At 53.4% G+C, this 14,780-nt stretch carries 10 protein-coding genes; 7 read left to right on the forward strand and 3 right to left on the reverse strand.

Features of this window, described 5'->3' with window-relative positions:
* Positions 1 to 920: glycosyltransferase (locus tag Q0P86_RS01655; protein WP_295036961.1), on the reverse strand; the 920-nt coding region annotated here is incomplete at its 3' end.
* A gap of 96 nt (positions 921 to 1,016) precedes the next feature.
* Between Q0P86_RS01655 and lpxA the strand changes: the two genes are divergently transcribed.
* The gene (gene lpxA, locus Q0P86_RS01660; RefSeq protein WP_295036964.1) at positions 1,017 to 1,784 is read left to right on the forward strand and encodes an acyl-ACP--UDP-N-acetylglucosamine O-acyltransferase; all 768 of its coding nucleotides are present in this window, start codon (positions 1,017 to 1,019) and stop codon (positions 1,782 to 1,784) included.
* A 348-nt stretch (positions 1,785 to 2,132) separates the two neighbouring features.
* Positions 2,133 to 4,334 (forward strand): glycoside hydrolase family 5 protein, encoded by a 2,202-nt coding sequence (locus Q0P86_RS01665; protein ID WP_295036966.1) that lies wholly within the window; start codon positions 2,133 to 2,135, stop codon positions 4,332 to 4,334.
* A gap of 68 nt (positions 4,335 to 4,402) precedes the next feature.
* On the opposite strand, the gene Q0P86_RS01670 is transcribed toward Q0P86_RS01665, so the two are convergent.
* Together Q0P86_RS01670 and Q0P86_RS01675 are read right to left on the reverse strand one after the other, a co-directional pair.
* Positions 4,403 to 4,633 carry a hypothetical protein gene (locus Q0P86_RS01670; RefSeq protein ID WP_295036968.1) on the reverse strand — a complete coding sequence of 77 codons (231 nt, stop codon included), beginning with the start codon at positions 4,631 to 4,633 and terminating at the stop codon, positions 4,403 to 4,405.
* A gap of 294 nt (positions 4,634 to 4,927) precedes the next feature.
* Entirely contained in the window at positions 4,928 to 6,106 is a 1,179-nt protein-coding gene (locus tag Q0P86_RS01675; protein ID WP_291025314.1) for a glycoside hydrolase family 5 protein, read from the reverse strand.
* A 217-nt stretch (positions 6,107 to 6,323) separates the two neighbouring features.
* Here Q0P86_RS01675 and Q0P86_RS01680 point away from each other — a divergent pair, with 217 nt between their 5' ends.
* Genes Q0P86_RS01680 through Q0P86_RS01700 form a run of 5 tightly spaced genes read left to right on the forward strand, consistent with a single transcriptional unit; the run spans position 6,324 to position 14,772 of the window.
* On the forward strand, positions 6,324 to 7,049 hold the full coding sequence (locus Q0P86_RS01680) for a sugar-binding protein (RefSeq protein WP_290993042.1): 726 nt from the start codon (positions 6,324 to 6,326) through the stop codon (positions 7,047 to 7,049).
* Between the two features lie 11 nt (positions 7,050 to 7,060).
* Positions 7,061 to 9,292, forward strand: a complete 2,232-nt coding sequence (locus tag Q0P86_RS01685; protein ID WP_295036971.1) for a hypothetical protein — start codon at positions 7,061 to 7,063, stop codon at positions 9,290 to 9,292.
* A 12-nt stretch (positions 9,293 to 9,304) separates the two neighbouring features.
* A complete protein-coding gene (locus Q0P86_RS01690) occupies positions 9,305 to 11,632 on the forward strand; it encodes a hypothetical protein (RefSeq protein WP_295036974.1) in 2,328 nt (775 codons plus the stop codon).
* 12 nt (positions 11,633 to 11,644) lie between these two features.
* On the forward strand, positions 11,645 to 13,789 hold the full coding sequence (locus Q0P86_RS01695; protein WP_295036977.1) for a hypothetical protein: 2,145 nt from the start codon (positions 11,645 to 11,647) through the stop codon (positions 13,787 to 13,789).
* Positions 13,790 to 13,803: 14 nt separating this feature from the next.
* The gene (locus Q0P86_RS01700; protein WP_295036980.1) at positions 13,804 to 14,772 is read left to right on the forward strand and encodes a hypothetical protein; all 969 of its coding nucleotides are present in this window, start codon (positions 13,804 to 13,806) and stop codon (positions 14,770 to 14,772) included.
* The last annotated feature ends 8 nt before the right edge of the window (positions 14,773 to 14,780 follow it).

Below are 14,780 nucleotides of genomic sequence, written 5' to 3' on the forward strand. Positions count from 1 at the left end.
CACGGGCAATCCAAAAAGAGCACGCACCAGGGGCTGATGAACATCCAGATGTAGTAGGTGTAAATCAGCGTGAGCATCAGGATGTACGCCTTGCTCTCGTAGTTGGTGCCGTTGCTGCTCCAGCGGGCGCGCTGGTTAAAGAGCTGCTTCCAGGTGTGTACCGGGGCCGTTTCGATTACGGCGTCCTTGTCCAGGTTGTAACAGACCTTGGTGCCTGGGATTTTCATCATCTTGTGGATGAGCATGTCGTCGTCGCCGCTCGAAAGGTTCACCAGGTCGCCGAAACCGCCCACTGCAAAGAACAAATCTTTTTTATAGGCGAGGCAGGCGGCACTCGCCACAATGGGGCGCCCCCAGCTGAAACCGGCCGCTTCCATGGCGGTGTAGCCGAGCGTTTCCAGTTTCTGGTACAGGTGCGGCATCGTACGGCTACCGTTGTTCTGCTTGGGCCCCTGCACAATGCATATTCCGTCTACAAAGCGGCCCGCCATCGCGGTAATCCAGCTCTTGCGCGGGATGCAGTCGGCGTCCATGGTCAAAAGCACTTCGTACTTAGCAATCTTGAAGGCGCTTTCCAGGGCGCGCTTCTTGGGGCTTGCAATCTGCGGTAAATCGGGCGAGAGCGAGAGCACCCTGAATTTCGGGTGTGTTGCCGCGAATTTCTCGAGAATTTCCTTGGTGGAATCGGTGGAGCGGTCGTCGACGCAGATGACTTCCCATTCGCCCGCATAATCCTGTTCGGCTAGGGCTTCTAGGGTGCGTTGCGCGAATTCCTCTTCGTTCCTCATCGGCACTACGATCGTGACACTCGGAGTAGCCTTCGGGCCCCTGTAACGGTGCGTGCGGATAACCCCTATGATAAAGAATAGGAACAACAGCACGTATAATGCGGTAAGGCTCGCGATGATAATACCACCCATGTGCTTAAAGTTAGAAAAATCGGAATTCGGATTTCGGAATTCGGAATTGTATTTTCTAATTTTTAACTCTGAACTCCGAATTCTGAATTCATAAGTATGATCCATCCTTCCGCATTTGTTCATCCGCAGGCCAAAGTCCACGAATCCGCCGTTATTGGCCCCTGGTGCCTGGTCGATGCCCACGCCGAAATTGCTGAAGGAGTCGTTCTGGAATCTCGCGTACATGTTTACGGAGGGGTTTCCATCGGCAAGAATACGCATGTATATGACGGTGCAATCCTCGGTGGCCCTCCGCAAGACTTGAAGTATGCGGGCGAATCGACCCGTCTCGAAATTGGCGAAAATTGCACGATTCGCGAATATTGTACGCTAAACCGCGGTACGGTGCAGGGGGGCGGTTGCACCCGTGTGGCAAACAAGGTGCTTGTGATGGCCTATTCGCATATTGCCCATGACTGCGATATCCGAACGGGCGTCGTCATCGCGAACGGCTGTCAGCTTGGCGGCCATGTGCGCATCGGTGAATATGCGACTATCGGTGGCGTTACCGCCATCCAGCAGCGCAATCAGGTGGGTGCCTACGCATTCGTGGGTGGCACCCACAAGGTCGACCGCGACGTTCCGCCGTGTGCCAAGGCGTCCGGCAACCCCATCCGCTTCGGTGCGTTGAACCTGCATGCCCTGCGGCTGCATCCGGAAAGTTTTCCCGAGGAACGCATCCAGGCGCTTTCCCGCGCCTACCGCGAACTTTACCGCAGCGGGCGCCCCGTTGCCGAGGTCATCGAGGAATTCCGGAACGGCCCAGAGCCCCTTTTTCGAGAATTTTTCGACGAACACTGGGGCGGCACACTCGTGCGTCCGTAGCCATTTCTTGTCCACATTTGTCATCCCCACTTATGTCATCCCAGCTCCTTCCCTGTCATCCCCGCGTAGGCTGGGATCTCCTCTCCTACTAAAGATATTCCCCTTTCCATTTCTGTCATCCTGGAGGGCCGTAGGCCCGATAGGATCCAAGAGCTGCAATCCTACTAAAAAATCAGCATCTTTTTGATGTGCAAATATTTACATACCCGTGATATATATCACTGGGAACACTTTGAAAACGGAAAATGCCCGGTGTTTACAGTAAGAAACAGAGTTTTTACAAAAAACGCCTCCTAAATAAAAAATAAGTGATTATTTTTACTAGGCAAGTTTTTATAAGAGGTTTTTATGTCCATAGCAAAGAAAATGACCGGCTTCCTCCTGGCGGCATCCTTGTGCTCGTTTGCGGGTCCGGTTAGCCACTTTGGCAAACTGGTGTCTTGCGGAGCCAACATCTGTGGTGAAAAAACGGGTACATCCACTCCCATTCAGCTCAAGGGACCTAGCCTTTTCTGGTCTACGGGCGATCCGGCCGTCCTTTTTGATCCGATTACGGTGGACTGGTTCACGCTCAATTTCGGAATCAGTGTCATTCGTGCCCCGATGGCGATCAAGTACTATGCCGAAAATTCTCAGCCGATTGCTGCATCCGATGGCGCCGACAAGATGGTGACGAGCTATGGTTACCTCTCTACGCCCGATGGCGGTAACGACTATAAGCTCTTGACCAAGAATTTGATCAAGAAGATTGTGAATGCCGCTATTGAAAACGACATCTACGTGATTGTGGACTGGCATTCCCATAATGCACATTCTGAAACCAATGAAGCCGCCAATTTCTTTAAGGAAATGGCCACGGAATACAAGGATGTCCCGAACCTGATTTGGGAAATTTATAACGAACCGGTTAGCGCCTCTGCAAGCCAGATCAATTCCTATGCGGAGACCGTAACGGCGGCTATCCGTGGTACGGGTAACGAAAACCTGGTGATTGTCGGTACGAATTTCTATTCCTCCAAGCCCAATGAACAGGCTCAGCAAGGTTTGCACAATAAATACAAGAATATTGCCTATACTCTGCACTTCTATGCTGCTGCAAACCATAATAGCTATCAGAGTAACAAGGCGTCTGGTGCTCCCACGTTTATTACGGAATGGGGTGCAACCGGTGCCGATGGTAATGGCGGCGTGAGCGATGCTTCTGGATGGCGCTCCTGGATGGACCAGAACAAGGTGAGCGGCTGTATGTGGTTTGCCGGTGCAGATGACCAAACTTCTGCCATGTTCCCGACTGGTGCCAACACGGCAAACCTAGATAACTACCTGAGCCGTTTCTCTGGAACGAGCTCCACGGCAGGCGTCTTTGCGGCCTTTATGGGGACCAACAAGTGGACTTCTTTCGTGCCATCTTCTCATCCGATGGGTAATACCATCAAGGCTTCCGTTGCCGAAGGTGCTTCCAAGACCTTCTCGGTAGAACTTGGTATCCGCGGTACGATTTCCGAGGTATCCACGAATTCCGGTACCGTAACCAAGACGGACAACTCCATTACTTTCCAGAGTGCTGAATTCGGTTCTCCTGAAAAGATTGTTATCAATTATTCTGTGACTTCCGGAGACGTTACGACCAAGGAACGCATCGTGATCACGATCACGGACCGTAAGCCGATTCTCAAGGATACTACGATTGCTGTCAGCTACAAGAAGGCTACTAAGCTCACGCTTGCAAAGCTCGGTGCTGTCAACCCGCTTTCCAAGGGTGCATCTGGTCTTTCGGTGACTGCTGCCGAAGTGACTGCCGGTCAGGCTGCCGTTGTGGGTGATACCATCGTCTTTACTCCGGCTGGCGAAGGTCAAGTGACCTTGACCTATACCGCTAAGAATGATAAGGGCTCCGCGACGGGTAAGGTCACTCTCATTTGCGGCAACATGGCTCCGACGATTTATGCTAAGGCCAATATGGGTAGCAAACCCAATACCGCTCCTGTCGAAATTACGCTCGTGACGATGCGTGCAAACGATGCCGACGGCGATGCAGTCAAGTTCAGGATCGGTTATCTGGACCCGAACTATCCGGGAACCCTTGCCATGAGCGAAGACAGCACCAAGCTCATTTATACCCCCGATGGCGCTCATACGGGTAGTGTGACTATCCTGTCTATCTTGACCGATGGTATTGCCGATTCCAAGATTGGTTCTGCAGTGTTCAACTTGACGGGTAGCGGTTCGCCGATTTCTGTGGTGGCTCCGACGACGATTCCTGCCAATGTGTATGTGCCGGTATCGATCAAGCAGGTGGCCGCACCGTCTATCGCTTCCAGCCTCAAGGTCGGTCGCGAAAACGTGACCCTGGGCCTCGTCAAGTCTGGCCGCGTTACCGTGGATGTCTACAGCGTCAAGGGTCTCCGTGTCAAGAACCTGCTTGACCAGAACCTCTCTGCCGGTGTGCACTCCGTTGGTTTCGATGCTTCGAGCATCCCGGCTGGCACCTACATCGTGCGCATGCGCCAGGGTTCGATCACCAAGTCTCAGTGGTTCGTGAACCGCTAATCGGTACCCCTAGAACTTAAGATGAAGCCCGCACTCGTGCGGGCTTCTCTATTTATACTCCCCTCACGTCATCCAGTCTGCCCGCCTTCTTTCTCGTCATCCAGTCTGCCCGCCCCCCCCCTCACGTCATCCTGGAGGTCCGCAGGACCGACGGGATCCAGGAATGGGCTAGAACCGACGGCAGACAGCACTTGGCAACGTGTTGCCTTAGTGCGCATGGTCCCCGCATGGGGGAGGATCCAGGCATAGTCATCCTCGCAACAATCCCCCCCGTCGGAAATCATAAGTATGTCCTTCACTGGATCCCCTCCTTCGCGTCGCTCAGTCGAGGATGACTGAAGTGGGACAGGCTCCCCCCTCCTTCGCGTCGCTCATTCGAGGATGACTGAAGTGGGACAGGCCCCCCTCCTTCGCGTCGCTCATTCGAGGATGACTGAAGTGGGACAGGACCCGCTCCTTCGCGTCGCTCAGTCGAGGATGATGAAAGTGGGACACTTATGTGATTGTCCAGACAATTAGGATGACTTTAGGGAACCTTCCACGCAAAAAAACACCCCGGCTCTGCCGGGGTGCATGTATACAAGAATTTTTTCTTACTTAAGCAGTGCGTTCAGCGTTTCGGTATCGGCCCAAGTTCCAAGCGTCTTGTCGAAGATTTCGTAGCCACCGACATTTGCAAATCCCCAGTAGTTCCAACTGAATCCGTGTTCCTTTGCGAGTTTTACAAAGTGCGTTACCCACTTGACTCTCGATGTGATTCCGCCGCATTCGGTGGCGCCGAATTCTCCGATGTTGATGGGAAGTCCGCCTGGGTAGTACTGGTCGGCGAGTGCAACCATGTTGTCAAAGTCTTTTTGCATGGCTTCTTTTTCTGCCGTGGTGCCTTCCCATGTCGTTATATTTTCAGGACAGTTGTAGTTTTCGCCCTGCAACGCGTATTGGGCCGGAACGTAATAGTGCGGGGTGAAGATGATGTTTCCGTCGGCAGGGAGCTTCAAGGAGCGGATGCCGGTGTAGGCATTGTAGTTGTTGCTGCCGAACATGATGGTCCTGCCCGGATTCGTGGCGCGGATGATGGGGTGGACTCTTGCAATCATCTGGTTGTGGAGATCTGCGGATACGCCTGCTCTCGGTTCGTTGAAGAGCTCAAAAACGAGCATGTCGTTCGGGACATCGGCGAAGTAGGTCGCGATTTGCGTCCAGATGGCATCGATGCGGGCGAGGTGTTTCTCTGCATTTTCCAGGTTTGGCGTCTGGTTTTTCACGTCGGCATCAGGGTTTGCGACGTCTGTCAGGAACGACTGGTGGTGGTGCATATTGATAATGGCCACGAGTCCTGCGGCGTTGATCCATCCCACGACTTCCTTCACGCGGGCGAGATATTCGGGGGCGATGGTGTAGGGCGCTTCGTTTTCAGCTTCCAGGTCCCAGCGGACCGGGAGTCTTATGGAGTTGAATCCGGCTTGTGCAATGGCCTGAATATATTCCTCTTTGACAGGACCGCCGCCCCAGCAGCTTTCGCAAGTGCCGTCGAAGGTATTTCCGAGATTGATGCCTTTGCCGATTCGGGCGTTCATGGCCTTGCCCAAGGAATAGTCGATAGTCACCGCTGTTGAGGATCCCGATGTCTGTGTTCCGGGGTCATTTTCGCTGGCGGAGGAATTTGCCTTGTTGGGGGCAGTAATGTTGCCACCGCCATCGGAGCCGCCACAGGCGCTAAGCGAGAAAGCAAGCGCCGCCAATAAAATAAGGGATGTATTCTTGATATTCATAGTCTTAATCTAAATTTATTTTTTTACAAAGGGAATGTCCGGCTGTTTTTTTGTGGTTTACCTGTGTAAACGCAAATGTGCTAGGCGATGATTGTTTGTCGCCTTTAAAAATCTATACTTACCATGGCTAAAAGTGCGGAAAAGTGGCTTATTAAAGTAATTTAACACTCGTTTATGAGAAAAATAAGTTAAATTTTCGCATGATTGGAGATTTTCTATGCGAATACCATCTTTTGCTATCGCTGCAGTTTTGGCTTCAGTGTCCATTGCTTCGGCTAGTTTTAGTGATTACCGCGACCGTGACGTGTTGCGCTTTACTCCCAAGGAACCTAAGCCGTTCCAGCAGAATAAGGATGTCGCCTCGATTGTGATGCGCGAAGGCATTCCTCGTGGCGGTGGATACACCTACCAGTATCCCCGTGAAAACCCCGAACCGTTTATGACCGATGCCGCCGGTGCCATGGAAGGCGATCTAGCGATGCAGGTCGAACTTATTGCCAGCGACTATTCCGGCGTGGCTATCTGTATTGCGGGTTCTGTTGACCTGACCCCGTATTTTGAAGATGGTGCCCTGGAATTCTGGATCAAGGGTGCCGAAGGCGGTGAAAACGCCCTGTTCGTGCTTCTGGACGACGGCGTCAAGAGCAACGGCGAATCCCTCCAGGTGAAGCTCCGTTCCAAGAGCTTCGGTGACATTACCAAGGAATGGAAACACTTCAGCATCCCCCTCAAGACCTTCGGCGAAACCGGTGTGTACTGGGATGCCAAGAACACCCGCGAAGTCATGCTCCCGTTCAGCTGGGCAAACTTCAAGGGTTTCCGTATCGAAGTCCGTAAAGACGAAAACACCGCGTTTAAGGTTTGGCTGGATGATATCGTCATCAAGAAGACGATGCCTGAATACATGGGCCCGGCTAACTATCCGTTCCGCAATGAGTTTTAATGAGGATTTTCATGCATAAAAGAATAAGCTGCTTAGCTTTGGGCTTATTGGCCGCTGCTTCATGGGCTGTCGAAACTCCCGAAGAACAACTGGAACGTGTGGATGCCCGCATGGACTCCTTGGCGGAATATGCCGCTTCTACCGTTGTCGGTAAGGACGACCGTCCGGTTGCCATCTCGGGCGACCTGACCATCCGCCTCAAGCATTTCGACTATTACGAATCTTCCGACTTGCAGATGAACGACCGTCAGCGTACGCTCATCCAGTCTGCACTGAACGTGGGTATCGTCGTTTCCCCGTCTTCGTTCTTGACGGTGTTCTCCAACCTCTACCTGCCGTTCGACTTCTCCGGCTACTTCGAGAACAGCAACGCGACTGCTCCGAACTCCGGCGAATTCAACCAGGCACAGCGCGTCCCGTTTGACCACTGGACCGACTACTACGGTATTTCCACCAACGAAAACATGCTGGCCGGTATCGACGTCCGTGCCGGTAGCTTTGGTGCGACCCTCCAGGCCGGTGGCGTGATCTGGGCGAACAGTAGCCCCCTTACCATGTGGGAACGCGAAACCATGGCCCGCTTCGCTTCGCAGTACGAAACCTTCGAAGACGAAAAGGTCGTGAGTACCTACTATAAAGAAAAGAACTTCCACCCGGTCAAGGAAGGTGGCCGTGCATTCTGGACCAACCGTTCCTTCGGTGGTATCTTCCTCGATGTGCACACCTTGCCGTACAATATGAAGGCTCAGTTTATGCTGTCCCAGCCGATGGATGCCGACATCGCGACCCGCGACGGTACCAGGATGTTGGGTGGCCAGCCGGGCGAACTGGAAATGGTCGGTACCTACGACTTTGACGGTATGGTCTATCACGGCCGCATCGCCAAGGAAAAGATCCAGGTGGCCGGTGCCGAAATGACCGTCGGTGCGAACTATATGGGTGTCGATTTCGAAAATACCGCCATCTACGAACCGGAATACTCCTTCAAGGATGCCGACGGAAACGCCTACGTTGTCGACAACCATGTGGCCTCTATCGACATCAAGGGTAACCTCACTCCTAAGTTCTACTTGATGATGGACCTCGCCTTGAGCTGGGACGATTCCACGAAGTTCAAGCAGATCGAAAGTGACGAAATTTATGCCAAGAACGAAAAGGAATACTACTCCAGCGGTAGTTCCTCTCCGGCTTTCGGCCTCTATATCAAGGCTCAGGACAAGCACTGGGAGCCCATTACTCTCGAAGCAGTCTACTTGACTCCGGACTTCTATTCTCCCTTCGGTATGACTGATCCGTCCCGCTACCGCACTTGGCGCCAGGACAAGTTCTATGTCGGCGCGGGTACCTTCCGCTACGGTCCGAACATGGTCGGTGCCAACATCAAGGTGGAACCGCAGATTGAACTCGGCCGTTTCGATGTGCAGTACGGCATTCATCGCCAGATCGAAAAGGGCGACGACATGATCGACTTCAAGTACAACCTGAACGGCCGTGCCATGTGGGAATCCTCCAACTCCTGGACCAAGTTCAAGACCCTTTATACGGCTGACTCCGGTAACGGTAACGACAATGCCCGTAATGTGGCTCGCGTGGGTGCCAAGTCCACCAATAAGCTCAACAACCTCGAAGGCGGTCTCCGCGGCGGTACCTGGGAACTCTGGGAAGGCTTCGTGCCTTACAACTCCGCCGAAGAAGCTGCTACCGAAGAAGCTCCGCAGCATGTCAAGTGGAACGTCAGCCTGGTTCTCGATGCCGGTTACGAAGTGGGTCACTTCTTCGGTATCCAGCGTAATATCATGATGTCCGTCTATACGGCTCTGTCCGGCGTTTCCACCTCCTTCTCTCCGCTTGCCTACAGCGCAAACCAGAAGGATATGCTCGCTTGGGACTGGTTCATTCAGTCTGAACCGGCTGTGGCCATCACCTCCACGATTCACGGCTTGCTGATCCTCGGCCTCGAAAAGATCTGCGCCCCCAACGCCTATGTTATCCGTACGGTCGACGCCAACCTGCCGAAGCAGGGTTCGACTTATACGGCCGCTTATAAGAACGGTGCCTTCATTTACGAAGAAGCCCCGATTAACATTACACAGACAGCTCTTGGTTTCGGTCTCGACTGGGACTTCACTCCCCGCGCAGGCTTGCATTTCCGCTACAAGTGGATGACCAGCTCCGACGAATTCCTCCCGGAAAACGACTGGAAGGGCCATTACTTCGCTGTTGAAACAAAGATGTGGTTCTAGTAGAGGTTAAGTATGTTACAAAGACTCATTTTTGGTTTGCTCTCTGTTTCCGCAATCGCTTCTGCTACCGCAATTGCCGACAATCAGGCTAAGATAGACAGTACCGTAGAGGCCATCGAGTCCCGCAAGGGTGTCGATATCGGCGGTACGGTTCGTGCCGTCTATAACAAGTCCAACGTGGAATCCGACCAGGACGTGAACGGTTTCAACACGCTCCCGGACCGCGAAATTGCTGAATTTGTCCAGTTAGACCTGGATATGCACTTCCGTCCGTGGGATTTTGTGGGGGCGAATATCGTGCTCCGCCTGGGTGCAGGCATGCAGGACTACTTCGCGAACTCCGCTACCATGGTGAATGCCCCCTGGATTAACCTCGAAGGCAACATCGGTAAGAATTTCCATTGGATCGCGGGTGATTTCCGTCAGCAGTATTCTCCGTTGACCGTGTACATGCCTGGTGTCGACATCATGTACGAACCGACGATTTTTGCACGTAATCGCGAGATGGCTCAGAAGGAAGCCTTTATCGAAGGCAACCAGCGCAATCTGCAGGGCCTCAACCTCCAGTTCCGTGCGGACATGGGCCCGACCTTGGGTGAACTCCGTGCTGAAGGTTTCTTTGCCCGCCTCCGCCGCGCCGAGCGTCTCGATACGACCGGTGCCGAAGGCAACCTCCTCCCCGGCGAAGATATCTGGGGCGCTTCTCAGGCAGGTACATTTGACAAGTACGCCTTGGCGGCCAACTTGGAACTGTATCCTCTGAACAAGAACCTGATGCTCGGTGTGACCTTCCTGGATGTCTGGGATGACGAAGACTCCAAGGCCTACACCTACTACAAGAACGACCTCTACAAGGCTAACGGTGGTTCTGATTCCAGGTATACCTATATCAGGAAGCCGATCAACTTCCATGACTCCCTGCCTCAGTCCACCCAGGTGATTGCTGGCCGTATCGGTGCCGACATTGCCGGACTCATGGGCAACAAGAGCTTGATCGCCGACTTGACCGGTGAAGTCGCCTACTCGATGGACAAGATTTACACCGAAGCTTCGGTGGTTGCCGTTGGCATGGTGCCTCAGTATGACGAATTCAACTTGCCCGTTCTCGATGAAGCGGGTAATCCCGCTATGGCCGAAGGTCCCATTGTTTTCAGGGATGATGCCGGAAACATCTACGATACGCTCCGTACCATTACCTCCGAAGACGAAATCGAGAAGGGTCTCGCCATTAATGCGAACCTGAATGTCGGTTACAAGACGGATAGCTGGATGGCCAAGGTCTCCGTGGATTACATCCGCAACGACTCTAGCTGGTACAACTCTCTTGCTCAGTCCCCGTCCTTCATCGCGACTCGCGTCATGAACTCCGACAAGGATGCCGACCTGACCAAGTACGGTCCGTACGCTCCGCTGTATTCCACCTTCGACGCTCTCTACTTCTTTACGCCGAAGCATTCTCCCGTTTCCCAGTATCTGACGAACGATGATGCCGGTATGGAAAATGGCCAGACCAAGAGTTACAATATCGCTCCGTACTCCAAGACCTCATACACCACGGCGACCTACACCCGCAAGGAACTCGCCCTGATCGACGAACTCTCTGATGCCAACATCCAGATGGCCTTGCCCAATGGTCTTGCGACCACGAACCGTACCGGTGTCCGCGCAAACCTGGTGGCAGGTTACGGTAAGGATAACTTGGTTGAAGTCCAGGGCTTGTTCACCAAGATGGACCAGGTTGCTGGTATGGGCGGCCTCGATGCTGCCTCTTACACGGAATTCGGCGGTGGTGCCAAGATCGATGTTCTTGGCCTGCTCGGATTTAGCTTGCCGCTGGAATTGAGCGGTAGCTACAAGCATGCCGAACGTTCCATTTCCAGTGCCGAGTTCAAGACGGACTTCATCAATGCCGGTCTCTATGCCCGCTACTGGAAGCGCCTCGGTATTTCTGCCGGCTTCCAGATGATCAACGCTGAACTCAATGCGGCTGGTGCCCTGATGCAGGAACTGACCATGAGCAACCTCAAGGTTTCCGTGGCTCCTGTGATGACGGGTAAGCAGATGCAGTGGATGGTCGGTCTCGACTACACGCTCGCTCCGCATGCCTGGTTGGCCATCAATTACGGACAGGCTACCGTCAAGAATACCTACTCGGTCATGGGCCTGGGTGGAACCTTGCTGGGTGGCGAGTACAGTGCCAGCGACAACAGCTTTGTGCCGGCAACAGAGACGAACCTTCCTGATTATGTCGCTATCGAGAACCGCGAATCTCAGGCGACCGAACTTGAACATGAATTCACCCGTAGCATCCTTCAGGCTACAATCAACGTAGAGTTCTAAGGGAGGCAAACAATGAATAAAGATTTGAAGCTTATGGGTTATAAATCGGTCCTCCTTTCTTCGATGCTTGCTGCTTCTGTAGCTTTCGCTCAGGAAGAAGCCAAGGATTCCACTTCTGTCGAAGGTCGCCAGCTGAGCCTGCTCGAAAAGCTGACGAACTACGAATCCAATGCGCTCGGCTTTGCCATCAACGGTAATGCCAAGGCGGGTTACCTGCACTCGACGATTTCTTCGGACGACTTGACTAAGGACTCTCAGTTGGACGAAGCGTCCGCCTACACACGCATGAACATGGTGTTCTCCGTTCGCCCCAGCTCCGAAAGCGTAGCGAAGTTCAACCTGCGCTTCCACAAGGACTGGCAGAACGCTCACCGCGAAGGCAACAACTCTCCCATTACGACTTGGTGGTCTTATGATGGCTATAGCCTCAATAAGCACATGAAGTTCAACTTGGGTCACATGCGCGTGGGTTACACTCCGTTGACCGTTTACCAGCCGATGCCGGATCTGATTTTTGAACCGACGATCCTCGCTGAACACCGTGCCGAAGTCATGGCCGACAAGAATCTGGACGGCTCGAACGACCGTCTGATGCAGGGTGCGAATGTCGAGGTGACCACGGGACAGCTCGGTGCCTTTGATGACGTGAAACTTCACGGTACCTTGGCCCGTATCCGCAACGTGGCCAAGAAAAAGGACCAGGTCTTCTTCGACTTTGACCAGTCTGACCGCTATATGACGGCCATTGCCGGTAGCGTGGACCTGAGCGGCGTTACGATCGGCGTGAACGAAGTCTACACCTTCGACCGCGTCCGTAGCTCCCGTTCGGTCAACATGTATACCGCACTCGATACTCTTTACTACGATCTGAACAACGTGCTCAGCTTCGAACTCGGCTTTGATTCCAAGCGCCTGATGCCGGGTGATTTCCACTTCGGTATCGATGTGGAATATGCCCTGTCCTACTGGAGCGTCTACCAGGATGCATACAAGGTGACCGAGAAGAAGACGATGTTTGTCGATACTGCCGCTGTCGTGAATCCCGATGGTTCGGTCAATGCGGACCGTGGCTACTTCAGCTACAGGACAACGACCGAAATCAAGGCTAGCATGGACCAGATTGCTACGGCTCAGAACAAGGGTGCCTTGAGGGTGAACCTCTATGCCGACGCTTCTATGGGCTCCATTGATTTCGATGCCAAGGCGAACGTGATCAAGGTCGACAAGGATTTCCAGGCTGAACTTGCCATGACTCCTGCCGTGCTGTCGAACATCCCGGTGCTCAACAGCGATGCAAGCTTCTCGACTCCCATGGCCGACGAACTGCTTTCCGGTGTCCGTTCGGGTTCTCTCGAAAACCTCTATTTCTCCATGTACGAATCGGTTCCGCTGAACTCCTCGAACATGATGGTGAAAGATCCGACTGCATACGAATCTGAATATTACCGTCTCTACAACAACTTCAAGTACGCGCAGTACTACCGTAACGGTTACAACAATGTGACTTTGAAGCGTACCGACCTGCTCGCTACGACAACGGTGCTTGATCCGTCTACGAACATCGCGATGCCCTACGGTTACGCTACTCCGAACCGTACCGGTGGCGATATTGACCTGAACGGCAAGTGGAACGATGCTATCGCCCTCCGCGTGGTCTTCGGTCTCTACATGGCCGACTCGGTCAACCTCCTGGAAAATCCGACTGACTTCGCTACTGGCACGCAGTATATGCGTGTAGGCGGTGGCCTCAATGTCGACGTGGCCCGCCTCGCGAACCTTTCCAAGGATCTTGGCGTCAAGCTGGGCGGTTCCTACGAGATGGCTAACGAAAAGGATGGCCTGGAACGTTCTAGCTCCCGCATCATGGCCGGCTTGGATCTTTCCTGGAAACAGGTGGCCTTGCTGACCGGTTTCCAGATGCTGAGCCTCGATTTCGGCGTGCCGTACATGGGCGTCCTGGACAAGTCCACTGAAATGTTGCTCCTGACTGGACTTCGCTACAAGCTGGGTGCCGGTGCCTATGCTACCGTGCAATACGGCCGCCTGTCGAATTCCATCGACTACATGAATATGGATATGGCCACCGGTGCAACCAGTTCGGCCAAGCTCGATATTTCCAAGAACATTATCATGGCTGACGTGACGGTCAACTTCTAAGGGGGAATTTGAATATGAATAAAAAAGTAAAATTCGCACTGATCGGAACGGCCCTGGTTCTTGGTGCCTGCGCAGATTACTCCGTAGACTCCGGTGATATGGCTGTCAAGACCTCTAACGCCGGTAACGGTGTCCATGACATCGCCTACTACAAGATGCCTTCCGATTTTGACATCGATACTTATCTCGCTTTGAATCCCGATGTCAAGTATTTCCAGATTATCGACAGGCTCCGTAACCAGGACAACAAGCCGCGCCTGGATTCCATGGCGAATAACGATACCAAGGCCGAGGCTACGGCGCTCTACAATGCCGACAACGAGGCGTTCCTTGCCGACGAAGCCCTGGTCAAGAAGGCTTTCCTGATGGCCGGATACCCGGAATCCATGTGGGAAGGTGCTGCCGAACTCAACAAGGAACAGAAGTCGATTGTGCTCCGCTTCAACAAGCAGCAGATTGGTGGTGCTCCCAGTGCTGCTGAAGACGTTGCCTATCTTGATAACTTCGTGTACGACCCGGATCTTTACGAAATGCATTATGCCGCGTTCGGAATCCTTGACGGTCGTGCCTACCGTGCCTGTGCTGCCGCCGACATTACGATTCCGGCTGGTCCGCAGGCGGGCAAGACGGTCGTTTCGAAGGCAGCCTCAATCGAAAAGCAGATTGCGACAATCGTGAACCTGGCTGACACCTTGGGTGCAAAGCCCCGAATCATGGACTACAGCTCCTACTACTTCTGCCAGAATGCGGCGGATGGCCAGATTTATCCGATTTGGAATGACGAAGGTGGCGAACGTCTTGTTCGTATCCGCGAAGTTCAGGACAGTCTCCTTGTAGCGAACCCTCCTGAACCCGAACCGGACGAACCCGCTGCAGAAGAGAATCCTGCTACTGCGGAAACGGCTTCGGATGAAACCGCTGCGGAAGAACCTTCCACTGAAGAACCTGCTGCAGAAGAATCTGGTGAAACTCCTGCAAATTAAGAAAGGGT

Origin of the sequence: uncultured Fibrobacter sp., assembly GCF_946062555.1 — a bacterium.
Classification (GTDB): domain Bacteria; phylum Fibrobacterota; class Fibrobacteria; order Fibrobacterales; family Fibrobacteraceae; genus Fibrobacter.